Below are 22,796 nucleotides of genomic sequence, written 5' to 3' on the forward strand. Positions count from 1 at the left end.
GATGTTTACTGGAATTATCGAAGCGGTGGGCCGAATTCAAAAGCTGACTCGCCGTGGCCAAGACATGACCCTCACCATAGAGAGTGGTGCCCTCGACCTCTCGGATGTCAAACTGGGCGACAGCATCGCCACCAATGGGGTGTGTTTAACCGTGGTTGCATTGACCGCAACCGGTTATAGCGCCGATGTGTCGTCAGAAACGCTGGCGCGTTCATCACTCGGGATCTTGTCTGTTGGCGATAACGTCAACCTGGAAAAGGCGATGTTGCCGACTACGCGTTTTGGCGGACACATGGTCTCTGGGCATGTGGATGGCCTAGGGGAAGTGACGTCAGTGAGTCAAACGGGGCGTGCATGGGAGTACTGGATTGCATTACCGCCTGAACTTGCCAAGTATGTGGCGTTGAAAGGATCGATTACGGTGGATGGGATTAGCCTGACGGTGAACGACGTCAATGGCAGTGCGTTTAAGCTCACTATCGTACCGCATACGGCTGAACAAACGACAATTCAGCACTTTGCTTCGGGGCGTAAGGTGAACATTGAAGTCGATGTCATCGCCCGTTACCTTGAGCGATTGATGCTCGGAGACAAAGCGGCTGAACCGACACAATCAACGGGCGTGAGTCTTGAAACGCTCGCCCGTTCCGGTTTTTTGAAATAAGGAATCCAAGATGGCAATTAGTAGCGCCCAAGAAATCATTGATGATATCCGCCAAGGTAAGATGGTGGTATTGATGGATGACGAAGATCGCGAAAATGAAGGCGACTTGATCATTGCAGCAGAAGCCATTACGCCAGAAGCGATCAATTTTATGGCGACCCACGGGCGTGGTTTGATTTGTTTAACGCTGACTCAACAGCGCTGTCTGCAACTTGGATTGCCCTTGATGGTGTCAGATAACAATGCGCAGTTTTCCACCGCCTTTACGGTATCAATTGAAGCGGCCGAAGGCGTGACCACTGGCATTTCGGCGGCCGACCGCGCGCGCACCGTGCAAGCGGCGGTGGCGTCAGATGCCAAAGCCGCCGACTTAGTACAGCCTGGGCATGTTTTTCCGCTCATGGCGCAAGAGGGCGGTGTACTGACTCGCGCAGGTCATACAGAAGCGGGCTGTGATCTGGCGCGCCTAGGCGGTTTTAACCCTTCCTCGGTGATTGTTGAGATCTTAAATGAAGACGGCACCATGGCGCGTCGTCCTGACTTAGAAGTGTTTTGTGACAAGCATGGTATTAAACTTGGCACCATTGCCGATCTAATTGAGTATCGTAATTTAAACGAAACGACCATCGAGCGTGTTGCTGCCTGTACTCTGCCGACCGAATTTGGTGAGTTTGATCTGGTAACCTACCGGGATACCATTGATAACCAAATTCACTACGCGATGCGTAAAGGCGAGATTAGCACCGATCCGACATTGGTAAGGGTTCATCTGCAAGATACGTTTACCGATTTACTTCGCTCCGATCGTACTGCTGAGCGCAGCTGGGGGCTGACTCGTGCGATGAAGCGCATCAGTGAAGAAGGCGGTGTGTTGGTTATTTTGGGGAAAGAAGAGACGCCTGATTCCATTATCAGTAAAGTCAAAGCGTTTGAAGCGCAAGATAAAGGTGAGAAACCAGCAGGTGCCAAATGGCAGGGCACGTCACGCCGAGTCGGAATTGGATCACAAATATTAGCCGATCTGGGCGTGAAACAAATGCGTTTGCTCTCTTCATCGACAAAGCGTTATCACGCCCTGTCAGGCTTTGGTCTGAACGTGGTTGAATACGTGACCGAATAAATACTGAGAGAAACGATGAGGCTCGGGCGCTTTTCCCAAGACACTGAGCATGGTGTCAATGGTAAAAAGTATGCTAGAATCGCGCGGTTTCTCATTCCGGAAAGCAAGTCACAGGAAGGCTCATGAACGTAATCGAAGGTGCATTTGCCGCGCCCAATGCGCAGGTTGCTATTGTTATCTCTCGCTTTAATAGCTTTATTAATGAGAGTTTGCTAGATGGTGCGGTTGACGCACTGAAGCGCCAAGGCCAAGTCAACGACGATAATATTACCGTGGTCCGTTGTCCCGGTGCTTACGAGTTGCCTGTGGTGACCCAAAAGTTGGCGAAAAGCGGTCGTTATGATGCGATTGTCGCGCTAGGCTCAGTGATCCGCGGCGGCACACCGCATTTTGACTATGTTGCCGGAGAATGTAACAAAGGGTTGGCACAAGTAGCGCTGGAGTATGAAACCCCAGTTGCTTTTGGTGTGCTGACGGTAGACACCATTGAGCAAGCGATCGAACGCGCAGGTACCAAGGCTGGTAATAAAGGGGCAGAGGCTGCACTGAGCGCGCTTGAAATGGTGAATGTTCTGTCCCAGATTGAATCCTAATGGGGGTTAAAGTGAAACCAGCCGCACGGCGTAATGCTCGCCAATTTGCATTGCAAGCCATTTACACATGGCAAATCGCAAAAGGGAATGTCGCTGATATTGAAGCGCAGTTTTTGGCCGCAGATAAATACGAAGAAGAAGATGAGCACCAGAAAACAGAGCCACTTCTTCGCGATCCGGAAACAGATGTTGCGTATTTTCGTACGCTGTTCAGTGGTGTTGCGCTCAGCCATCAAGAACTTGATAGCAAGATGCGTCCGTATTTGTCTCGTCCATTACAAGATCTTGACGACATGGAGCACGCCTTATTGCGTCTTGCGATGTATGAGCTGATCAAATGCGATGATGTCCCTTATAAAGTGGTCATCAATGAAGCCATTGAGTTGGCTAAACGCTTTGGTGCGGAAGACAGCCATAAATTCGTTAATGGTGTCTTGGATAAAGCGTATCCTCGGTTACGTTAATCCCTCCTTACTAGGCCAGCCATGCTGGCCTTTTTATTGATCTAATCCGATAAATAGTTTTTATGACGCGCAACGAATTTGATTTGATTCGCGATTATTTCGCACGTCAACCGGTTAACCGTCGAGATGTCGCCCTAGGCATTGGCGATGATTGTGCGATCACTGAGGTGCCAGACGGCTGCCAACTCGTGGTCACCACAGATACATTAGTCGAGGGCACGCATTTTCTTCCTTCCGCCAAGGCATCCGACGTTGCTCACAAAGCCTTAGCCTCTAACTTAAGTGATCTTGCCGCAATGGGTGCGATGCCAGCTTGGTGCTCGCTCGCTCTAACCTTGCCCGATTCTGATGAAGCCTGGGTGGCCGGTTTTTGTCAGGGATTTTCTGCTTTGGCTGAACACTTTCAGGTTCAGTTAATCGGGGGCGATACCACGCGAGGTCCAAGAAGCATTACCATGACGTTGCATGGCCACGTGCCTAAAGGGCAGGCACTGACGCGTTCAGGCGCCAAACCTGGCGACTGGATCTATGTAACGGGATCGCTAGGTGAAAGCCAGGCAGGGCTTGCTTATGTGCTTGGCAAACCCATCGTTGATGAGGCGCGTGCTAATCGCTTGATTAACCATCATTATCGCGCTCAACCGCGCGTAGCTGCCGGGCAGGCACTGCGGGGCATTGCTTCGGCTGCTATCGATATCTCTGATGGTTTGTATGCAGATTTAACCCATATTCTCCAAGCCAGTGATGTCGGGGCGCAAATTGAGGTCACACGGCTACCGATTTCTGAACGTTTACTCGCAGAGGTTGATAGCGAAACAGCCGCACAAAAAATGGCCCTGACGAGTGGCGAGGAATATGAACTTTGCTTTACTGTCCCAGAAATGCATCGTGGCACACTTGATACAGCATTAAAACACAGTGGCACTAAGGTGCAGCGTATTGGCCAAATTAATGGCCACCGTGCGCTTGAGTTAGTTTCACAAGGTCAGCCACTTGATTGGACGCTGACAGGTTGGGATCATTTTAAGGAGTCAAATTGTGACGGATCCTAAACACCGTTTATCGTTGTCTAATCCTATCCACTTATTGGCGCTCGGGTTTGGCGGTGGCTTATCGCCGATAATGCCCGGCACAGTCGGTACGTTAGTTGCGATTCCGTTTTATTGGGCGCTGGTCACTTTTGGTGGGATTGTTGGGCTTTGGAGCGCCATTATTGTTGGCGGCATCGCAGGGATTGCCATCTGTGGGCGTGCGTCTAAAGACATGCAAGTCCATGATCATGGTGCGATTGTTTGGGATGAGTTTGTCGGCTTCTGGTTGACGATGGCGCTTGTCCCCACAACAGATTGGAAAACGGTATTGGCTGGCTTTATTTTATTCCGCCTTTTCGATATGGCAAAGCCTTGGCCAATCAGCTGGTTAGACAAACATGTTCATGGCGGTATCGGCATCATGGTGGATGATATTCTCGCCGGGGTGATGGCGATGCTAAGCTTGTGGCTCTTAATGACCTACATGCCTACGCTTTTTAGCATGACTCATTCAGTATTAATCATGCAGTAAGGATGGCGCTCCCACAGGGACTCGAACCCCGATCGATCGCTTAGGAGGCGACTGCTCTATCCTGTTGAGCTATGAGAGCGTGCGGCCATTATACGTAAAAACAGGCGCGATTTAAGCGCCTGTTTTCATTTAGTTAAGCCCTTTGGTCACTATATCGCCAATTTGAATGCTGCCGGTTAAGGTTTGAGGCTGAATCACAGCTTCTGCACTACTCTCATACACGCGAGCCACGGTCAGGGTGATACCGCTTTTGCGGCGCTGGGTGCGTACAATCCCTAAATCATCAGTGAAAGAAGCGACATGCCATAGGTTTAATTGATCACCTTGCTGCACACCATTCACACGGCCTACATTAATTTGCGCAATATTGTCATTTAATGACACTATTTTAGGCTTACTGGCACGGCAAGCCAGTGAAGACTCGAGATCCAACAAAATATTTCGGCTCATCCGGCGCGCCATCTGCCCATAGGGTGATTGCCAAAACCGTGCCGTTTGCGTATCGACTTGGCTGTGTCGCTCAAACGGCCATTGCGCGATATCACGATAGCGGCGTTGGAAGATCACTTCCCCGCTCTCACTGTCCATCGCTTGTACATTGACCGCTAATTGTCGATTATTTTTAGCTTTACCGAAGCCACTATCATCCGTGGTGGCAGATAAGTCGGTGATCGCACCTGTCACAACAAACTGCGCGTCTTTGTCTTCCGCCAGCATGGTAATCGCGTTTGGCATATTGGGTGATACATCAACATTGGCGATCCCGCGTCCCACAAAACTTTGTGCATGCTGTTTAACTTCACGGCTCAATAGCACTGAAAAGTCATCACCGAATTGATAGATCCCACCTAACGCTGCCTGCTGTGGCGACATAATGGGGAAACGGGTTAACACTATGCCTTTTTTATACTGGGTTTTGTGGCAAGCGTTTGCCGAGGGGTAGATATCTAGCCGCAGGTTAACCACATAATTGCCACCTTGCGTGCCTTCCTCCAGCACTTGCACCTCGCGCACCGCGTTACCGCTAAAGAGATAGTCAGGTTTTACTTGTGTATAAAAACGTTTGAGCTGCTGAAGGCTCCCCACATCGGCACCCGCAAAACGAATGGCGTCAAAAGTTGCCGCTTCGAGTGCGCGCACGCGCGCCGCTTGCTGGCTTTCGAGTATCGGGGAACTGGCGGATACCTCATACCAGGCAGCGTGCGTGAACGGAGTGACAACAAAGCTAACAACCAGTGTTAGCCGCGCCAAAAGGGTTTTCATAGTCAAGATCTCACTTAGTGGGTACGGAAATTGCTTTAACTTTATTAACGCGTAGGGTAACGGCCTACCAATAAGATGACGCAAAGACGCTGATGCAAGTTGTGTTCCTAAATGAGAATGAGCAATCTAAGGTAAAGGTTTGACGACATTGACCGATACACTAAATAACACACTTGTCTCACATCGATGACTGAGCGCGGAGCATGATACGATGAAAAAGTGGATAGTGGCGATAGTAGCGCTATTGGTAACGGGCTGTGCTTATACGCCTATTTATAACGGTAAAGAGCCGTATTCAGGCAGTGAGTTTTTTCTTAAGCAGCGGCCACGCCACACACTCGACTATTTTTTAAATAGCATGGCGGATGAACTTTTAGCGACCAACGCTTATTTGACGGCACGCACACCGCTGGCCGTGACTTCGTTTGTCGATCTGCAAAATATGGGCGAAACAAACTGGTTAGGAAACACTGTCACTGAAGGGTTGATTTACCAGATGCAAAGCCGTGGTTTTACGGTGGTAGACTTTAAGTCAACGGGCGCTATTCGGGTCACAGAAGAAGGTGATTTCACGATCAGCCGTGACTGGAAGGAGCTCGATCCTGAGCAGCAAATCGACTATGTATTAACAGGCACCATGCTGCGTCAAGGCGGTGGGGTGCTCGTCAATGCGCGTGTCATCGGTATGGAGTCGCGTGTGGTTGTCGCCTCAGCGCAAGGGTTTTTACCCGCGGACCGGATTGGCCGTGATATCGATAGCTTGTACAAGGTGCGCAAACGTGATGGTGTGATTATTCGTGACGATCAAAACCGCATGAAACGTGAAACCGTCGTACTAAAGCCTTAGTACAGGAAAGAGTAAGGTAGATAAATGTTTAAAAGACATGGATTACTTTTCGCCGCATTATTGATGCTCTCTGCATGTCAGCCTCTTACCAGAATGAAAGAAGAGAGTATTATTTCGGCGGTTGGCATGGCCTCGATCAGCGCCCAACAAGGTGCGACCCAAGAAGACAAAGAAACACGGGCGATGCGCGCGTCTAAAGTGGACGCCTACAAAGAGTTGAGCGAGCAAGTTTATGGATTGCGGATAAGCAGCCGTGCGAGCGTTAACGATCAAAGTTTAGGTCGTGACAGCACACAAGGCGCCGTCGATGGCATTATTCGCGGCGCCGAAGTGGTGGCGAGTTACAAAGTTGGTGATAGTTACGTCACAGAGCTCGAACTGAACCTAGATACAATGCAAAAAATGAAACGCTATGGTGAGTCACAGCAGGTGCCAACCAACAACTCTATTATCTTCTAATGGCGTTGTCTGATTTTTCAATAATATGTGCGTGAACCACGACAATAAGGCGGGCCAAGTGCTCGCTTTTTTAGTTGGCTGATTGATTATGATTAAAAACGACCGTTGCTTAATCTGTTTTTCGCGTTGGGACGGTTGAAGCTTTAATCGATGACAAATATTTGACGCGCAGGCTTAGAGAGGGGGCGAGGGGAAGATGGACAGCGCTTTTTAGGCTTTGATGTTAGTGCCGAGTGTTTTTCTCCCTGATGCATTGCCGTCCTGGTTGTAAGTCAGCTCTGATTTGCCACCGCTTTCTTGGAACAAGTTGCGCAGACGATGAATGCTTAAGCTGGCTCGTTGCAATGCAACGCCGTTGGTTTCGTTTTGCTGTTTACAGGTGGACAAACACGTTTGGATCGCGCTGATGTGTTCACGCATGGTTTCGTCATGATGGAGTGAATCACGTTCAGAGTGACGACTGATTTGCGCATCATTTCGCTGGATTTCATTGATTAACGCTTGTTTTTCTCTCGCGATGGCTTCGATATCATCCGATACACGGCTCGCGATGATACTGGCTTCTTGTTCAAGGAGCGTTTGCAGCGCTTGAACACACTCACGCTGTTGCTCGACAAGCGTCATTAAAGGCGCAGTAGGACTCATAACCACTCCGTCAGCTTAGCTTTCGTTTAGATCATTCTCAAAGCGCATCATGTTGGCAGCCAGCTTGTCAGCATCCACTCTATACGAACCGTTAGCAATCGCTTGCTTGATTTGCTCAACCTTCGCACTATCAAAGTGGGGCTCGGCGGCCATTTCTTGATTCATTTTGTCGATCTTCTGGCTTTGTTGGCTTAATGAAACAGCATCGTCTTGAGATTTCACTCCCTGCTGTTCACGGACCGCGCCGCCTTGTGTCTCTTGTGTTTTGGTCTGGTTACTGGTGTTTCGTGTGGTGGTCAGCGCTTGCTGGTTACCACGTAGTTGATCAATACTCGCCATAACATTGCCTTACTGTCAGTCGCTTTTGAGTCCGTCGCTCAGCATATCGGCACATTTTGCAGTTACTTTAGCATTGAGACGTAAAAAGTCAGAAATTAACCGTTACTTCGCCGACCGCTGAGATTGTAGCATCGACGAGACGTTTAGATTTGTTGTTCTTGACTTTTATTTGCTCACCTAGCGCTCCATCACTTAATGCCGTGCCTTTTGCAACAATATTGAGTCCGTTTCCTTGTGCAGTGATTAAAACGTCATCATTTCGACACACCGCACAGACATCACTACTGCTGATCGGTTCGCCCATGCCCACCGTCCGTTTGACTTTGGAACCAATCAAGCGGGCGGGCTGAGTATAGGTTCTACCGCGTTGAAACCGACTATTTACCATTTGAATGGCAAGATCATTTGAAGCAATAGTCATGCCACGATTAAGAGGCCGCTTCGCCACGACCGAGGGTGTCATCAGCTCAATCTTAACCGGAATGTACACTTGCCAGTTGTCTTGATCACAAGACACCATCACAGTAACCGACGTATTAAGCTGCTGTCGTCCAGGCACATCGGTACCCAAAGGAACAGGGCAGTCTGTTAGACGCATGCGAGAATCCAGATTACCTGCTGTAATATTGATTTTGCCGTTTTTGGGCACAGAAATGATGTCTGCAACATGTTTTTCTGCTGCATCTTGTACCGCTTCAATTTGACTTACTGTTGCAGCGGCTATACTAAAGCTAAAGCTTGCGAGCAAAGTGACGCTAAATAAGCGTAATATCTTGGACATAGTTCCAAACCATCGGTAGCGGACAAAGAAGAAATTTCCCTTCTTTCTCGAGAGTCATGTGATTACCCACTATGATTACCATGCTACTCTACAAAAAAATGGGGCAATATGGAGTTTATCTTATGACAGGTGGTGTTCTTGATTCGGTCAACCAACGTACGCAGTTGGTGGGGCAGAACCGCTTAGAGTTGTTGACTTTCCGCCTGATGAGAAACCAACGCTTTGGCATTAATGTCTTTAAAGTCAAAGAGGTCTTGCAGTGTCCGCGATTGACGGCGATGGCGAATTTGCATCCTCTTGTCAAAGGCGTGGCCCATATTCGAGGTCAAACGATCTCTGTCATTGATATGAGCCTTGCAACGGGTGGGCCAGCTATTCCCGATCCTGAAAATCGATTTGTGATCATTTCAGAGTTCAACCGATCCATGCAAGGATTTTTGGTGGGTTCTGTTGAGCGCATTGTTAATATGAATTGGGAAAAAATACTGCCCCCGCCACAGGGAACGGGCCGCTCGCATTATCTGACAGCCGTCACTGAAATCGATAATGAGCTGGTTGAAGTGCTTGATGTCGAAAAAATCCTCAACGAAATCGCCCCAGTGAATGAGGAAATCAGTGAAGAAGTCTTGTCAAAACGTGAAGAGCGAGAGGAAAGCGCGCCTAGTCAAGTTTTGGTAGCGGATGATTCCAGTGTCGCGCGTCGACAAGTGAAACGTGCTGTAGAAAGTGTCGGCTATGACGTTATCCTCGTGCAAGATGGCAAAGAAGCGCTCGATAAGCTGAAAGAAATGGCTGCAGAGGGGAGTATCTATAGCCAGTTGGCCTTGGTGATATCCGATATCGAAATGCCTGAAATGGATGGGTACACGCTCACAACTGAGATTAGAAAAGATTCGAGTCTTAAAGATCTTCATGTAGTATTGCACTCATCACTAAGTGGGGTTTTTAACGAGGCGATGGTTCAGCGCGTCGGAGCCAACTCGTTTATCGCTAAGTTCGATCCAGATGAGCTGGGATCTACCGTCCTTGAAGCGGTTAAGTCGTAACGTAACCAGAGCGATTGAGTGAATTAATGACAAATGTAGCAATCAGTGATCAAGAATATCGGGACTTCTGTAAGCACCTCGAGTCCAAGTGTGGGATCGTACTCGGAGACAGTAAACAGTATCTGGTACGTAGCCGACTGAGCCCACTTGTGAATAAATTTGGCTTGGCGTCACTGTCTGAGCTGGTTAAGTCGGTCATCACTGGACGAAATCGTGAATTAGCTGTCGCGGCCATTGATGCTATGACGACCAACGAGACGCTATGGTTTCGTGATACCTATCCGTATGAAGTCTTGGCACACCGTTTACTTCCAGAGCTGGCGAAATCACGTAAACCAATCAAAATTTGGTCGTCAGCCAGTTCATCGGGGCAAGAGCCTTATTCGATTGCCATGACGGTCGCAGAAACACAGCAGCGAAAACCTGGGATGCTGAGCAGTGTCAGTATTACCGCGACAGATATTTCCACGTCGATGTTAGAGGCGTGTCGGCAGGGCATCTACGACAACTTAGCGTTGGGCCGCGGTTTATCTCCAGAGCGTCGCCGCACTTTTTTTGAAGATGTGGGTGACGGCAAAATGCGGATCAAAGACAATATCAAGCGAATGGTGACTTTCCGTCCGCAAAACCTGATGGAAAGCTACAGTTTGCTGGGCAAGTTCGACATTATTTTCTGTCGTAATGTCTTGATTTACTTTTCTCCGGATATGAAAGCCAAGGTGCTTAATCAAATGGCAGGGGCGCTCAACCCCGGTGGGTATCTTATTCTCGGGGCGTCGGAGTCACTTACTGGTTTAACCGATAAGTTTGAGATGATCCGTTGTAATCCAGGCATCATCTACAAGTTAAAATAGTATTTTAAAAAGCGGCACAGTGTTTGCCGCTTTTTTGTTTAACACCTGCCTCCTCGCTGCATTATGTCGAAGTATGAGTGCTTCGAACCCGCGTCCTACCTAGTGTCCACTTTAAAAAACAGTGCTAAATCGAAACTTGGCACTTTGTTTGCTTTATTCTATTCAGTAAGAATTCGGAGGTTGTCCATGGCGATTACATTTGACAATGCATTGGGTGTGCACCAGCACACCGTTGGCGTAAGAGGAAAGCGGGCAGAGACCTTGTCTAGCAATATCGCTAATGCCAACACGCCAGGCTACAAAGCGCAAGATATTGACTTTCAACGCGCGCTCAAGGCGGCAAGCTCCGAGGCAAGTATTGGCCTAAGTCGCACAAATGAGCGGCACATCGCTGCCTCTAGCCGGGTGACCGGAGAGAAAAAGTACCGTGTCCCATCACAGCCGGATACGGGCGATGGTAATACGGTTGATGCGCAGCTAGAAAAGAATTTGTTCATGCAGAACGCACTGGAATACCAGGCCTCACTCGATTTTCTTGGCTCTAAGTTCAAGAATATGAAGAAGGCATTGAATGGGAAATAATCGATGAGTTTGTTTAATATTTTTAACGTGTCGGGATCGGCCATGAGCGCCGAATCAGTACGATTGAACACCACATCAAGCAACCTGGCCAATGCCAATTCGGTGAGTAGCTCTGCTGAAGAGACATACCGAGCACGGCATCCGATTTTCTCTGCGGAGCTTAATCGCTTTAAGCAGCAGGGCGAAAGTGTGCCGGTCAACATTGATGGTATTGTCGAGAGCCAGAAACCATTACGCGCGGAATATAACCCCAACCATCCGATGTCGAATGACGAGGGGTATATTTTTAAACCGAACGTGAATGTGATGGAAGAGATGGCGAACATGATTTCTGCGTCGCGATCTTACCAAACCAATGTTCAGGTGGCCGATGCGAGTAAACAAATGCTGATGCGTACGCTTCAGATGGGTCAGTAATGTAGGAGGCGAAGATGGCCGGAATTGACGGTACAGGTTCAAGTAACGGACTGTCCTACATTGACCAGCTAAAGGCGCAGCAAGAGAAAAAACTGCAAGAGAAGCAAGACTCGACCACGGGTAAGCAAGCACTCGAACAGGAAGACTTTCTCAAATTGCTCACCAAGCAGCTGTCACAGCAGGATCCGTCCAAACCTGTCGATAATGACAGAATGATCTCGCAGATGGCGTCGTTTGCCACGGTAGAGGGCATCGGCAAAATGAACAAGCAGTTTGATACGTTCAATGAGTCGATTACGTCCAACCAGGCATTACAAGCGTCATCGTTAGTAGGGCGTGACGTGCTAGTTCCCGGCTCCACCGGTGTGAAAGGTGAAACGGGCGGTGTCGCGGGCATGGTGAAGCTGCCTCAAGCGCTAGATAATGTCAGTGTTCGAATTGAGAATGAACAAGGACAACTATTGAGAACGTTCAGTATGGGTGCCAAACCACCAGGTGATCATCGCGTCGAATGGGATGGGATGGATGACAACGGCAATCCTATGCCGGAGGGCACTTACAAGCTCAAGGTGAGTGGCATGGTTGATGGACAGACACAAGAGTTTGATGTGTCCACCTATGCCAATGTGAACAGTGTTTTGCTGGGGAATGGTGGTGGCAATGTGATGTTAAATATTGCTGGCTTTTCCTCACCGATGAAACTGGCTGAAGTGCTAGAGGTCGGTAATGCCGACGTCGGTAATGTGACGAAAGGCTGACCGATTTATTAGGAGTGAAAAGCAATGGGTTTTAATATTGCGTTAAGTGGCCTTGGTGCGGCCCAGAAAGACATGAACACCACCAGTAACAACATTTCTAATGCCAATACCTATGGCTTTAAGGAATCTCGCGCAGAGTTTGGTGATGTGTATTCGACGTCGATCTTCTCAAACTCGAAGACTACCAACGGCACAGGTGTTCAAACATCGACCGTGGCGCAGCAATTCCACGAAGGCTCGAGTATTTATACCAATAATCCGCTCGATTTGCGGATTAGCGGCAATGGTTTCTTCGGTGTGTCAAATGACAAGCTGCAAAACAATGATTACCATTTAACCCGCAACGGTGCTTTCCACCTTGATAAAAATAACGACATTATCAATTCCGAAGGTCAGTACTTGCTCGGTTACAATGTCGATCCTGATACCCAGCAGGTCTCTTCTTATGAGCCTCAGTCTCTTAATGTACCGGATCAGTTTGGTCAGCCTCGTGCGTCACAAAATGTTGATATTGGTTTGAACTTACCAGCTGGCGGTGCGCAAAAAGATCCGACCCAGTTTAATTTTGAAGACCCTGAAACCTACAACAAGCAAACCTCTGCAACGGTTTATGATTCGCTTGGTCAGCCGTATAAGTTGTCGACGTATTATGTGAAAGGTAACGATCCGGCCAATCCCAATAGCTGGTCTGTGTATTACACCATGACGGATCCTGAAGGTGAAAAGCCGGTGAATATCCAAGGTGGCAATTCAACCAATGCCACTGGACAGGTTGGTCACACCATCGACTTTAACTCAGATGGTTCAGTGAACAATATTAATGGCGGTAATCCGATCGTGACCGATGCCTTGGGCCCAACAGGCGCTGGATTAGAGATGAACGGTGCCAACGGTGATCAGCAGCTCACGCTCAACTTTGATAACCCGACTCAGTATGCCGCGCCGTTTGAGATGCGCAAATTTTCTGATGATGGGGCGACGACAGGCTATTTGACCAAGGTCGATATTGATCCGAAAGGGACCATTATGGCGACCTACAGTAATGGTGAAAACATCGCATTAGGCCGGGTTGGCATGGTGCGTGTTGCCAACCAGCAAGGCTTAGCACAGGTGGGTAACACCCAGTGGGATATCACCCAAGACTCGGGCGATCCCATTTTTGGTGAGGCGATGCAAGGCGCATTTGGTCAAGTGAAAAGCGGGACCATTGAGCAATCTAATATCGATATGACTCAAGAGCTGGTCGATTTGATCACCGCGCAACGTAATTTCCAAGCGAACTCGCGAGCGCTGGAAGTGAGTAACCAGATGCAACAGAATATCTTGCAAATCCGTTAAGCTCGCTTTTATTGCCGCCTGCCTATCAGGCGGCAAGTCCTCGCCTTCGTTTACTGCTTTTATCTCCCCTTTCTTGATTTTCTCTTTCTATCTTTCTGAAAAACATGCATTTAATTAATGGCACGCTCCTTGCTTTGTTACCTACAGAACGATTGTGGAGGCAACCAATATGGATCGCGCGTTATACCTCGCCATGAGTGGCGCTAAGCAAGATATGCAGGCAATGCAGTTGCGCGCCAACAACCTAGCCAATGTCAGTACCACGGGATTCCGAGCTGATCTTGAGCAGTCACGCTCTATGCAAGCTTACGGTGAGGGGTTACCAAGCCGAGTTTTTAATATGACTGAGCGACCTGGTTATAGCTTCGAGCAAGGCTCCACCATCACAACCGGCCGCAATCTTGATGTGGCCGTTCAAGGTGAAGGCTGGATGTCGGTATTAGACAGCCAAGGCCAAGAAGGCTACACCCGTGCCGGTCACTTGAAAGTGGATCAAACTGGGTTACTTCAGAACAGTAACGGCAATCTCATTTTGGGTGAAAATGGCGGGCCGATCTTTATTCCTTTGCCGGCGGCAAGAATTGAAGTCGGAAAAGAGGGGGGCGTCTCGGTATTGCCCCAGGGGGCGCCGCCTGATGCTATGGAAATGGTGGATAGAATTAAACTCGTTCGCCCAGATAACCAAGACCTTTTCAAAGATAAAAATGGGGTATTTAAGCCCAAAGAACCTGGCACCGTATTTCCAGCGGATGCAGGCGTGACGTTACAAACGGGAGCTTTAGAGGGCAGTAACGTTAACGCAGTGGGTGAAATGACGGGGCTGATTGATTTGCAACGTCACTTTGAGATGCAAGTGAAGTTAATGAAAACCACAGAAAAAATGGACGAGTCGTCTTCATCGTTATTGCGGCTTGGCTAAGGTTTATTAAGAGGAAGTAATTATGCATCCAGCATTATGGGTCAGCAAAACCGGACTTGATGCGCAGCAAACTAATATTTCGACGATTTCGAATAACCTAGCCAACGCATCAACGGTCGGTTTTAAAAAGTCACGCGCGGTATTTGAAGATCTTTTTTATCAAAACATTAACCAACCGGGCGGCCAATCATCTCAGAACACCGAGCTGCCGAGTGGTTTGATGTTGGGGGCAGGGTCAAAGGTTGTTGCCACTCAGCGTGTCCATACCAATGGTAATGTGCAAACAACGGACAACTCATTGGATATGATGATTGAGGGCGATGGCTTTTTCCAAGTGTTGCTCCCTGACGGCAACATGGGTTACCAGCGCAATGGTCAGTTCACCCTCAACGATGAGGGAACTATCGTTACCTCAGGGTCGGGTTATACACTGGAGCCTGAAATCACGATACCGGATGATGCTGTGCAGGTAACCGTCGGCACGGATGGCGAAGTCTCTGTCCGTTTGCGCGGTCAGCAAGAAAACCAAGTCTTGGGTCAAATCACGACGGTGGATTTTATTAACCCAGGTGGTTTGGAGCCGGTTGGTCAGAATATCTACCTACCCACAGGCGCCAGTGGTGATCCGCAAGAAGGCGTACCAGGCCTGAATGGGTTTGGCGAAGTAAAACAATCGATGCTCGAAACTTCAAACGTCAATGTGACCGAAGAGCTGGTCAATATGATCGAAGCCCAACGTGTTTATGAGATGAACTCTAAAGTTATCTCATCTGTTGATCAGATGCTCAGTTACGTAAATCAACAGTTATAAGCATGGTGAAGGTATAAGGGGGCAATGATGACAGTGCAACGTGGATTAATAGCGGGCCTTTTCTTTGCCACGCTTCTAGGGATGGGCGGTTGCTCATTGCCGGGGCAGCAAGATACAGGCAGTGATCTTGACCAAGCCACCTCGACCACGGATGCGGTTGAAGGCGATACAACACCGGAAGGTGAGGGCTTGATTGGTTTGTTACGTCAGCGTGAAGATCCCAAAGCTGACGATCCGTCTTGGTCTCCGATTCGCCCGCAACAGCCCCCGGAGCACTATGCAACGGCGACAGGATCTCTTTTTAATACCAGCCAACAGCGTGATTTATATAATGGCTCAAAACCCAGTGGACTTGGGGATATCGTGACGGTCATGCTTGAGGAAAACACTCAGGCTCAAAAAAGTGCGAGCTCCGATTTGGCCAAGTCAAACGACTTGAGCATGGATCCTCTGTCCTTAGGAGGGGAAGAAATCACCATTGGTGAGCGCACCTTGTCGTATGAAGTGAGCAATGATAACTCATCAACGGGCTCTTCATCGGCAGACCAAAGTAATAGTTTGCAAGGCTCTATTTCAGTGCAAGTGATTGATGTGTTGGCCAATGGCAACTTAATGGTGCGCGGCGAAAAATGGTTAACGTTGAACTCAGGCGATGAATACATTCGCTTGAGCGGTACCATTCGACCCGCCGATATTGGCCCGGATAACACCATTGCTTCAACCCGTATATCCAATGCCAGAATTCAATATTCCGGTACCGGCGAGCGACAAGATACCCAAGAACAAGGCTGGTTGGCACGATTCTTTAATGTCACCTTGTAGCCCTATATTGTGACGGAGAGTTGACGTGAAAAAGTGGTTGTTATCGATAGTCTTGCTGGTTGTAGCCACACCAAGTCTTGCGGCTCGAATAAAAGACGTTGCCGAGGTTGCTGGGGTCAGGAGTAACACGTTGACGGGCTATGGTTTAGTGGTCGGTTTGCCGGGGACAGGTGAAAGCACTGATTTTACTGACCAAAGTTTTAAGTCGATGCTAAATAACTTTGGTATCGAACTTCCTACTGATACAACCCCTCAATCAGACAATATCGCCGCAGTCGCAGTGACCGCAGACCTCCCTGCGTTTGCCAAACAGGGTCAAAAACTTGACGTGACTGTGTCATCGATTGGCTCGGCGGAAAGTTTAAGAGGGGGAACCTTGCTCCAAACCTTTCTGAAAGGGCTGGATGGCAACGTCTATGCCACCGCACAAGGCAACTTAATTGTCGGTGGGTTTAGTGCCACGGGGGCCGATGGCTCACAACTGGTGGGGAATACCCCTACTGTGGGGCGAATCACGAACGGTGCCTCGGTCGAGCGCGAAGTGCCGAATCCATTTGGTCGAGGTGATCACCTTACCTTTAATCTTTTTCAATCCGACTTTACCACCGCTCAACGTATGGCGGATGCGATTAACCGCTTTCTAGGACCATCAACAGCGTCTGCGATGGATGCTACGTCGGTGCGTGTCAGAGCGCCACGTGATGTGAGCCAGCGGGTCGCGTTTTTATCCACCTTAGAAAATATTGAATTTCAACCTGGAGATGGTGCGGCTAAAATCATCGTCAATTCTCGTACGGGCACCATTGTGGTGGGACAAAATGTGCGCCTTCGTCCAGCTGCAATTACGCATGGCGGCATGACCGTCTCGATTCAAGAAGACTTTAATGTCGATCAGCCCAACCCATTAGGTGGTGGGGAAGCGGTAGTCACACCGGATACCGAGATCAATGTCGAAGAAGAAGAAGGGCGAATGTTCCACTTTAAACCAGGCGTGACCTTGGACGATTTAGTTCGCGCAGTCAATGGCGTGGGGGCAGCCCCCTCAGACTTGATGGCCATCTTGCAAGCGCTAAAACAAGCCGGTGCCATCGATGGCCAGTTGATAGTCATATAAGGTACAGCAATGAAATCTCCTGTTGATAGTCAATTTGTACACGATATTAGCCAGCTTGATTCGTTGCGCCGTCAAGCGACTAAGAATGGCGATGGCGATAAAAGTGCCGCATTACGCTCTGCGGCTGAGCAATTTGAAGCCTTGTTCACCCAGATGCTGTTTAAATCAATGCGTGATGCCAATGAAGCGTTCGAGTCCAATCTCATTGACGATCGCACCTCTAAGTTTTATGAGCAAATGGCAGACGAACAAATGGCGAGTGAACTCAGTCGAGAGGGATCGCTGGGGCTGGCTGATATGATTGTGGAACAACTGGGCCAGGCTCTGGGCGATAGTGAGCCTGACTTGGAAGATGCGGCGCGCACATCGGCGCAATCTTTGCCTTTGGATCAAAATCGAAGTCGAGAGGCGGCAGAAAAAGCGATTGCCGCGCTGGATAGCCAGTCGATTGCCCCACCGGCAGCGGGAAGTGAGGCGGGACAACGTAATGAAGGCTTTGATTCGCCTGCCGCATTTGTTGATACATTAGCGCCTCATGCACGACGCGCGGCACGGGCACTCGGCACTGATCCAGCGATCATTTTAGCACAAGCTGCCTTGGAAACCGGCTGGGGTAAAAAAGTGATCGCCAATGCCCGTGATAACAGCCATAACTTGTTCAATATTAAAGCGGATCCACGCTGGAGCGGAGACAAAGTCGCGACGCAAACACTCGAAGTGTATGATGGGATCCCGGTGAAAGAAACGGCGAGTTTCCGCGCGTATCCATCCTATCAAGAGAGTTTTGATGATTTTGTTTCGTTTTTACGAGAAAACCCCCGTTACGAGCAAGCCCTGTCTCAATCTGCGCAACCTGAACAGTTTATTCGCGAACTCCACCAAGCGGGCTATGCCACTGATCCTGAGTATGCCGACAAAGTTATCCGTGTGCTCGATCAAGTCCGTGGCATGATGGAATAATTGAGCGGCAGGCAAAGGCTTGCCGTTTTTTATTTCAGCTTGATTTTTGATGCCTTTAAATCAGTTAAAATCTTGTTTTACATCGCTTTAAAACCCCTCTATCTTCTCTGGCCTGATTTTTGCTTTACTTTCATTATCTCGTTTTAATTGCCGGGTTACTTGGAGGCACAATGGGCTTGGACCTGCTTTCCCTTGGATCGCAAGGCGTACTGACTGCGCAGCGACAGCTGAATACAACAGGTCACAATATCTCTAACGTGAATACGGAAGGGTATAGCCGTCAATCCGTTGAGCAACAAACCAATGATCCGCAATTTTGGGGTGGCAACAATTACGGTACCGGTGTTCACGCTGCTGCGGTACGCCGTAACTATGATAAGTTCGCGGTTAATGAACTGAATGTGGCGACCTCGAACTTGTCTCACGCCGCCGCGCGCAACGATCAACTCGGTCGACTCGACGATATGATGGCGCATTCAGCCAAAAAAATTCCTGAAAACATGAATGAATTCTATGGCGCGGTTAAAGGGTTAACTGATAGCCCCAGTGATATGGGGGCGCGAAAAGTCGTGCTCGAAAAAGCGCGAATGGTCGCTGCCGGTATGAACGACGTCTATGGCGTGTTACAGCAGCAATCAATTGATACCTCGTCACAAATTGATGCCACGGTAAAGCGAATGAACGACATCGGCCAAGAGCTGGTGGATGTGCATAAGGCAATACTTAAAACCCCCGCCGAAGCTAATGATCTATTGGACCGTCATGACAAATTGATCCGAGAGCTGTCTGAGTACACCCAGGTAAGCGTGAATGCACGCGAAGATGGTCTTTTCAATGTCATCATTGGCAGTGGCCATATGCTGGTATCCGGGATGAATAGCAGTGAGTTAACTACCTTGCCGGGTGAGCCGGATCATCAAGAGCGTCGTTTAGCCCTCGTTGAAGGTAAGAGTGTGAAAGCCATTTCGAATAGCGATATTCGCGGTAAACTCGGTGCATTATTTGAGTACCGTGATGACACACTCAGCCAAGCGCGTGACGAGTTAGGCCGAATGTCGATTGGGTTTTCTCAGGCGTTGAATGATTTGCAGGGACAAGGCTTCGATCTTAATGGTGAAGTGGGCAAAAATATCTTTACCGATTTTAACAGTGATCGCATCGCCCGTTCTCGCGTGGTTCAAAACGGTGAATCCACTGCGGACCTTAAAGTTTATATCGATGATTTGCAGAAGCTTAAACCGGGTGACTATCAACTTAAGTTCGATGGCACACAATATACGCTGACCGCCCCAGACGGCAAACAAGCCGCCGTTACCCCTAGTGGTACGCCTCCCAGCTTCAATGTGGACGGAATGCGTGTTCAAATTGATGCAGGATTGGCGGCCAATGAGCGAGTATTAATTCGCCCGGCGCGGTCAGCGGCAGGGCAAATGCGGGTGGCGATGGAAGATCCTGCTGATATTGCCGCACAAAGCTATATCAGTGGTAGCTCGGTGAGTAAAGGAGAGGGCGACGTCCGTGTACTGCAAAGTGGCGGACAAAAAGAATTTCAAGTTCGAATCTCACCGGATGGCAGCCAATTTGCGGTGACAGACACCAAAGGACAAATCTTGGTTGCGCCTCAAGCTTATCCACCCGGTGGGCCGATAGACGTGAATGGGACCGTGATTGATCTTAATGATAAAGCGGTGCCTGACGATGTCTTGGCCGTAAGCTTGATTCCGGCGGATGGCGACAACAGTAACTTAATTCGCATGCAAGAGTTGCAAACGCAAAAGTTGATGGATAATGGCCGCTCCACCGTGCTTGATGTCTATGAAGGGCTGAGTACCGATTTAGGGGTGCAAAAAGCGTCGTATGAGCGTTTGCAGGATGTGAGTATGGTTGAACATGATGCGGCAGAAGGACGTGTCGCCCAAGTGTCTGGGGTTAACCTTGATGAAGAGGCGGCGAATATGATGAAGTTTCAACGCGCTTATATGGCGGCGTCACGCATCATGACTGCGGCCAATGAAACCTTTGATTCTCTGCTCAATGCAACGCGATAAGGGTCGATCAGTATGATTAGTCGTATTGCTAGTTTTCATAATTACCAATCTGTCTCCAACGACATTATGCGCCAAAATGTAAAGGTGCAAGATAATCAGGAGCAAATGGCGACCGGAAAACGTGTGATCACATCCGGCGATGATCCCGTCTCATCAATCTATATTCAGAACTTTCGCCAGCAAGATGAGCAGATTGATCAGTTTATTGATTCGATCACCTTGGCGAGAAATCGTCAAACACGTGAAGAGATCGCTATTGATGAATCAGAGCAAATCATGGATGGCGCCAAGCGTAAAGTGATGGCGATGATTAATGGTTCGTTATCGGTGGAAGACCGCACTGCGCACCGCCAAGATCTGCAAGGAATGTTTGATAACTTTATGGACTTGGTGAACACCAAGGACGAGTCAGGCAACTTCTTGTTCTCCGGCACCCAAACCAGTACCCAGCCTTTTTATCGTGATACCCAAGGCAATGTCCGTTATGCCGGCGACAGTTACTTTCGTACGGCACAAGTAGCGCCTGCAGTAGAAGTGCCAACCTCCGATCCCGGCGATAAGATGTTTATGGAAATTGATAACCCTTTTGGCGATTATCAACCGGAATACGATCTTGAAGATGGATCTCTGCTGTTGCTGGCAAACGCGGAAAATAGCAATGATGCTGATACGGCCAACTATTCGGTGTCGTTTGATGTGAATGCTAGTGGCGGTACCACGTACTCTCTGATGCAAGATGGCACCGAAGTCAGTGCTGGCCTTTACGATCCGCAAACCGGCATTGAGTGGAACACGCTCAAAATGACCTTTGAAGGCGAGATGGAACCGGGTGATACTATCAACTTAGAAAGACAAGATAGCTTCAATATCTTCGATGCGTTTAAAAATGGTGCGGCTTTATCGTATGCGGATATCGATGATGCCTCGGCAACGGCAGAGCTCCATCAAGTCACTGAGCAGTTTTCAGCCGCCTTTAAACACTTGAACAAAGCACGCTCAGAAGTGGGAACGCGGTTGACCACGCTCGATCGACAAGAAAGCATGCATAAAGATTTTAAATTAGTGTTGAATCGCTCTTTGGGTACCATGGAAGATTTAGATTATACCCAAGCCGCCATTGATATGAACGAAGATATGCTGGCACTGCAAGCGTCCCAGCAGGCCTTTGCTAAGACTAAAGATCTTTCGTTGTTTAATTATATCTAACCCAAGGTTGAAGCCTTAGGTTACCGCAAAGTATCAGGGATGAATAAAAAACGGGGCCGTCTCAGCGGCCCCGTTTTTATTGGTGGAGGCTGATTCTCCCTCTTTTTACCGACCGAGATCGTCAACCATACGGCGTGCTATCGCATCAAGCAGTGGCTGTTTGTCTTTGATCATTGGCGGATAACTAAACGCATACTCTGCGTAGCCTGGCATCGACTCTGGCGTTTGTATATCGCTCTCTTTATGGCCGGCAAAAAACACATAGCAAGGTGTGCCGACGGCAACCGTCAGCCGATGCACCGCTGTCCCCGCAGTAAATACCCCCGAGAGCTGTTTGATCGCATGCGCGGTCCCCATAAAATCATTTTTAAGATCTAATCCCGGCAGTGACACGATCTCAACGCCCGTTTGTTTTTTGATTTTACTCAGCTCTTTTTCACACTCACCATATTGTAAATTGACAAACTGGGCGTTAGGACAAAGCTGGCGAACGGCTTTTATCCAGCCTGCTAATTCTTCAGCCACCAAGTAGTGAATGTTACGGGTGGCAGCCGCAAGACCACTGCGCCAGCATAGCCCAAACACAGGCCCTTTCTGATGCAATTTAGCTAACGGTGCTATCCAAGGCGCATGGGGTGCGACATCAGGAACAATATAGGTTTGCTGATAAAGATGACGGTCAAAGTGGTGATAGCACAACCCTGCCAGTGATCCACCGGCCACCCAACTATCAATGTCAGCGAGAACATGCTCAGGGACGAAAATATCTTTTCCATCTTTGCGAGAAATCGGCACAATTTCTGTACTTGGAAATGCTTGACTCAGTAAGGGCTCTAGACGCGGATCGCAGCCAACGTACACTTTTCGAGCACGCTCAACCACCATTGCCACGTTATGAAAATAGGCGAGTTCATCCCCGACACCTTGCTCAGGCATAATGAGTACGGCATCGGTTTGTGGTCGCGACAAATCCCAACGGGGTAAATCACCGTGGTATTTGAGTCGACGGCCGCAATCAAGTCCTGCTTCATTCGCCGAGTAAAACTTATCCCACGCCATTTGGGTACGATAGACAAAGGCAAGGTTAAACCGCAGCGCATGATCATCGGGTTGCGCCGCTAATAACGTTTCTAGGCGATGTTGGGCTTGTTCGATATTCCCCATATACCAATCGAGCTCGCCT

Annotated in this window: 25 protein-coding genes and 1 tRNA gene; 21 read left to right on the forward strand and 5 right to left on the reverse strand. The window is 48.9% G+C overall.

The features are described from left to right. The first annotated feature begins 1 nt into the window (after position 1). The 6 genes from HLG76_RS06645 to HLG76_RS06670 all read left to right on the forward strand — a co-directional run bounded on the left by HLG76_RS06645 (position 2) and on the right by HLG76_RS06670 (position 4,404). A complete protein-coding gene (locus tag HLG76_RS06645; RefSeq protein WP_077677139.1) occupies positions 2-664 on the forward strand; it encodes a riboflavin synthase in 663 nt (220 codons plus the stop codon). A gap of 10 nt (positions 665-674) precedes the next feature. After that, a complete protein-coding gene (ribBA, locus tag HLG76_RS06650) occupies positions 675-1,784 on the forward strand; it encodes a bifunctional 3,4-dihydroxy-2-butanone-4-phosphate synthase/GTP cyclohydrolase II (protein ID WP_077460285.1) in 1,110 nt (369 codons plus the stop codon). A 122-nt stretch (positions 1,785-1,906) separates the two neighbouring features. After that, the gene (gene ribE / locus HLG76_RS06655) at positions 1,907-2,377 is read left to right on the forward strand and encodes a 6,7-dimethyl-8-ribityllumazine synthase (protein ID WP_021023021.1); all 471 of its coding nucleotides are present in this window, start codon (positions 1,907-1,909) and stop codon (positions 2,375-2,377) included. Beyond that, entirely contained in the window at positions 2,377-2,841 is a 465-nt protein-coding gene (gene nusB / locus HLG76_RS06660) for a transcription antitermination factor NusB (RefSeq protein WP_021023022.1), read from the forward strand. The genes ribE and nusB overlap by 1 nt, the downstream gene beginning before the upstream one ends. Positions 2,842-2,903: 62 nt before the next feature. After that, positions 2,904-3,893, forward strand: a complete 990-nt coding sequence (thiL, locus tag HLG76_RS06665; RefSeq protein WP_021023023.1) for a thiamine-phosphate kinase — start codon at positions 2,904-2,906, stop codon at positions 3,891-3,893. After that, complete coding sequence (locus HLG76_RS06670; RefSeq protein WP_175993326.1) at positions 3,880-4,404, forward strand: phosphatidylglycerophosphatase A; 525 nt, start codon at positions 3,880-3,882, stop codon at positions 4,402-4,404. The genes thiL and HLG76_RS06670 overlap by 14 nt, the downstream gene beginning before the upstream one ends. Positions 4,405-4,407: 3 nt before the next feature. Here HLG76_RS06670 and HLG76_RS06675 read toward each other — a convergent pair. Further along, positions 4,408-4,483: transfer RNA gene (locus HLG76_RS06675), tRNA-Arg, on the reverse strand. A gap of 50 nt (positions 4,484-4,533) precedes the next feature. Beyond that, a complete protein-coding gene (locus tag HLG76_RS06680) occupies positions 4,534-5,667 on the reverse strand; it encodes a flagella assembly protein FlgT (protein WP_175993327.1) in 1,134 nt (377 codons plus the stop codon). Positions 5,668-5,878: 211 nt separating this feature from the next. On the opposite strand from HLG76_RS06680, the gene HLG76_RS06685 reads away from it, so the two are divergent. Next, on the forward strand, positions 5,879-6,514 hold the full coding sequence (locus tag HLG76_RS06685) for a FlgO family outer membrane protein (protein ID WP_021023026.1): 636 nt from the start codon (positions 5,879-5,881) through the stop codon (positions 6,512-6,514). Positions 6,515-6,538: 24 nt separating this feature from the next. After that, complete coding sequence (locus tag HLG76_RS06690; protein ID WP_021023027.1) at positions 6,539-6,973, forward strand: LPP20 family lipoprotein; 435 nt, start codon at positions 6,539-6,541, stop codon at positions 6,971-6,973. Positions 6,974-7,183: 210 nt separating this feature from the next. Here the strand turns inward: HLG76_RS06690 and HLG76_RS06695 are convergent, their stop codons facing one another. The 3 genes from HLG76_RS06695 to flgA all read right to left on the reverse strand — a co-directional run bounded on the left by HLG76_RS06695 (position 7,184) and on the right by flgA (position 8,738). Continuing rightward, entirely contained in the window at positions 7,184-7,618 is a 435-nt protein-coding gene (locus tag HLG76_RS06695) for a flagella synthesis protein FlgN (RefSeq protein ID WP_175993328.1), read from the reverse strand. A gap of 15 nt (positions 7,619-7,633) precedes the next feature. Further along, positions 7,634-7,957, reverse strand: coding sequence for a flagellar biosynthesis anti-sigma factor FlgM (gene flgM, locus HLG76_RS06700; RefSeq protein WP_021023029.1), 324 nt, complete (start codon positions 7,955-7,957; stop codon positions 7,634-7,636). Positions 7,958-8,045: 88 nt separating this feature from the next. Then, on the reverse strand, positions 8,046-8,738 hold the full coding sequence (gene flgA, locus HLG76_RS06705; RefSeq protein WP_175993329.1) for a flagellar basal body P-ring formation chaperone FlgA: 693 nt from the start codon (positions 8,736-8,738) through the stop codon (positions 8,046-8,048). Positions 8,739-8,860: 122 nt separating this feature from the next. On the opposite strand from flgA, the gene HLG76_RS06710 reads away from it, so the two are divergent. The 13 genes from HLG76_RS06710 to flgL all read left to right on the forward strand — a co-directional run bounded on the left by HLG76_RS06710 (position 8,861) and on the right by flgL (position 21,613). Beyond that, entirely contained in the window at positions 8,861-9,784 is a 924-nt protein-coding gene (locus HLG76_RS06710) for a chemotaxis protein CheV (RefSeq protein ID WP_077460292.1), read from the forward strand. Between the two features lie 26 nt (positions 9,785-9,810). Continuing rightward, entirely contained in the window at positions 9,811-10,638 is an 828-nt protein-coding gene (locus tag HLG76_RS06715; protein ID WP_175993330.1) for a protein-glutamate O-methyltransferase CheR, read from the forward strand. A gap of 186 nt (positions 10,639-10,824) precedes the next feature. Further along, a complete protein-coding gene (gene flgB, locus HLG76_RS06720) occupies positions 10,825-11,220 on the forward strand; it encodes a flagellar basal body rod protein FlgB (protein WP_021023033.1) in 396 nt (131 codons plus the stop codon). Between the two features lie 3 nt (positions 11,221-11,223). After that, the gene (gene flgC / locus HLG76_RS06725) at positions 11,224-11,637 is read left to right on the forward strand and encodes a flagellar basal body rod protein FlgC (protein ID WP_021023034.1); all 414 of its coding nucleotides are present in this window, start codon (positions 11,224-11,226) and stop codon (positions 11,635-11,637) included. A gap of 14 nt (positions 11,638-11,651) precedes the next feature. Continuing rightward, positions 11,652-12,395, forward strand: a complete 744-nt coding sequence (gene flgD / locus HLG76_RS06730) for a flagellar hook assembly protein FlgD (protein WP_021023035.1) — start codon at positions 11,652-11,654, stop codon at positions 12,393-12,395. 24 nt (positions 12,396-12,419) lie between these two features. Beyond that, the gene (flgE, locus tag HLG76_RS06735; RefSeq protein ID WP_077460295.1) at positions 12,420-13,733 is read left to right on the forward strand and encodes a flagellar hook protein FlgE; all 1,314 of its coding nucleotides are present in this window, start codon (positions 12,420-12,422) and stop codon (positions 13,731-13,733) included. Between the two features lie 169 nt (positions 13,734-13,902). Beyond that, the gene (locus HLG76_RS06740) at positions 13,903-14,652 is read left to right on the forward strand and encodes a flagellar basal body rod protein FlgF (protein ID WP_077669108.1); all 750 of its coding nucleotides are present in this window, start codon (positions 13,903-13,905) and stop codon (positions 14,650-14,652) included. 22 nt (positions 14,653-14,674) lie between these two features. After that, positions 14,675-15,463 carry a flagellar basal-body rod protein FlgG gene (gene flgG / locus HLG76_RS06745; RefSeq protein WP_175993331.1) on the forward strand — a complete coding sequence of 263 codons (789 nt, stop codon included), beginning with the start codon at positions 14,675-14,677 and terminating at the stop codon, positions 15,461-15,463. Positions 15,464-15,544: 81 nt separating this feature from the next. After that, a complete protein-coding gene (locus HLG76_RS06750; RefSeq protein ID WP_175993359.1) occupies positions 15,545-16,285 on the forward strand; it encodes a flagellar basal body L-ring protein FlgH in 741 nt (246 codons plus the stop codon). 25 nt (positions 16,286-16,310) lie between these two features. Beyond that, the gene (locus HLG76_RS06755; RefSeq protein ID WP_021023040.1) at positions 16,311-17,399 is read left to right on the forward strand and encodes a flagellar basal body P-ring protein FlgI; all 1,089 of its coding nucleotides are present in this window, start codon (positions 16,311-16,313) and stop codon (positions 17,397-17,399) included. Positions 17,400-17,408: 9 nt separating this feature from the next. Continuing rightward, the gene (flgJ, locus tag HLG76_RS06760; RefSeq protein WP_175993332.1) at positions 17,409-18,359 is read left to right on the forward strand and encodes a flagellar assembly peptidoglycan hydrolase FlgJ; all 951 of its coding nucleotides are present in this window, start codon (positions 17,409-17,411) and stop codon (positions 18,357-18,359) included. Positions 18,360-18,529: 170 nt separating this feature from the next. Next, positions 18,530-20,407: a flagellar hook-associated protein FlgK gene (gene flgK / locus HLG76_RS06765; RefSeq protein WP_175993333.1), complete on the forward strand. Its 1,878-nt coding sequence runs from the start codon at positions 18,530-18,532 to the stop codon at positions 20,405-20,407. 12 nt (positions 20,408-20,419) lie between these two features. Further along, positions 20,420-21,613 carry a flagellar hook-associated protein FlgL gene (flgL, locus tag HLG76_RS06770; RefSeq protein ID WP_175993334.1) on the forward strand — a complete coding sequence of 398 codons (1,194 nt, stop codon included), beginning with the start codon at positions 20,420-20,422 and terminating at the stop codon, positions 21,611-21,613. Positions 21,614-22,796 lie beyond the last annotated feature (1,183 nt).

Origin of the sequence: Salinivibrio sp. EAGSL (genome assembly GCF_013366455.1) — a bacterium.
In the GTDB taxonomy this organism is placed as follows: domain Bacteria; phylum Pseudomonadota; class Gammaproteobacteria; order Enterobacterales; family Vibrionaceae; genus Salinivibrio; species Salinivibrio costicola.

Bases quoted from the DNA above. Each gene is read 5' to 3' on its own strand.
- HLG76_RS06645 (WP_077677139.1), top strand. From the start codon at position 2: ATGTTTACTGGAATTATCGAAGCGGTGGGCCGAATTCAAAAGCTGACT.
- ribBA (WP_077460285.1), top strand. From the start codon at position 675: ATGGCAATTAGTAGCGCCCAAGAAATCATTGATGATATCCGCCAAGGT.
- ribE (WP_021023021.1), top strand. From the start codon at position 1,907: ATGAACGTAATCGAAGGTGCATTTGCCGCGCCCAATGCGCAGGTTGCT.
- nusB (WP_021023022.1), top strand. From the start codon at position 2,377: ATGGGGGTTAAAGTGAAACCAGCCGCACGGCGTAATGCTCGCCAATTT.
- thiL (WP_021023023.1), top strand. From the start codon at position 2,904: ATGACGCGCAACGAATTTGATTTGATTCGCGATTATTTCGCACGTCAA.
- HLG76_RS06680 (WP_175993327.1), bottom strand. From the start codon at position 5,667: ATGAAAACCCTTTTGGCGCGGCTAACACTGGTTGTTAGCTTTGTTGTC.
- HLG76_RS06685 (WP_021023026.1), top strand. From the start codon at position 5,879: ATGAAAAAGTGGATAGTGGCGATAGTAGCGCTATTGGTAACGGGCTGT.
- HLG76_RS06690 (WP_021023027.1), top strand. From the start codon at position 6,539: ATGTTTAAAAGACATGGATTACTTTTCGCCGCATTATTGATGCTCTCT.
- HLG76_RS06695 (WP_175993328.1), bottom strand. From the start codon at position 7,618: ATGAGTCCTACTGCGCCTTTAATGACGCTTGTCGAGCAACAGCGTGAG.
- flgM (WP_021023029.1), bottom strand. From the start codon at position 7,957: ATGGCGAGTATTGATCAACTACGTGGTAACCAGCAAGCGCTGACCACC.
- flgA (WP_175993329.1), bottom strand. From the start codon at position 8,738: ATGTCCAAGATATTACGCTTATTTAGCGTCACTTTGCTCGCAAGCTTT.
- HLG76_RS06710 (WP_077460292.1), top strand. From the start codon at position 8,861: ATGACAGGTGGTGTTCTTGATTCGGTCAACCAACGTACGCAGTTGGTG.
- HLG76_RS06715 (WP_175993330.1), top strand. From the start codon at position 9,811: ATGACAAATGTAGCAATCAGTGATCAAGAATATCGGGACTTCTGTAAG.
- flgB (WP_021023033.1), top strand. From the start codon at position 10,825: ATGGCGATTACATTTGACAATGCATTGGGTGTGCACCAGCACACCGTT.
- flgC (WP_021023034.1), top strand. From the start codon at position 11,224: ATGAGTTTGTTTAATATTTTTAACGTGTCGGGATCGGCCATGAGCGCC.
- flgD (WP_021023035.1), top strand. From the start codon at position 11,652: ATGGCCGGAATTGACGGTACAGGTTCAAGTAACGGACTGTCCTACATT.
- flgE (WP_077460295.1), top strand. From the start codon at position 12,420: ATGGGTTTTAATATTGCGTTAAGTGGCCTTGGTGCGGCCCAGAAAGAC.
- HLG76_RS06740 (WP_077669108.1), top strand. From the start codon at position 13,903: ATGGATCGCGCGTTATACCTCGCCATGAGTGGCGCTAAGCAAGATATG.
- flgG (WP_175993331.1), top strand. From the start codon at position 14,675: ATGCATCCAGCATTATGGGTCAGCAAAACCGGACTTGATGCGCAGCAA.
- HLG76_RS06750 (WP_175993359.1), top strand. From the start codon at position 15,545: ATGGGCGGTTGCTCATTGCCGGGGCAGCAAGATACAGGCAGTGATCTT.
- flgJ (WP_175993332.1), top strand. From the start codon at position 17,409: ATGAAATCTCCTGTTGATAGTCAATTTGTACACGATATTAGCCAGCTT.
- flgK (WP_175993333.1), top strand. From the start codon at position 18,530: ATGGGCTTGGACCTGCTTTCCCTTGGATCGCAAGGCGTACTGACTGCG.
- flgL (WP_175993334.1), top strand. From the start codon at position 20,420: ATGATTAGTCGTATTGCTAGTTTTCATAATTACCAATCTGTCTCCAAC.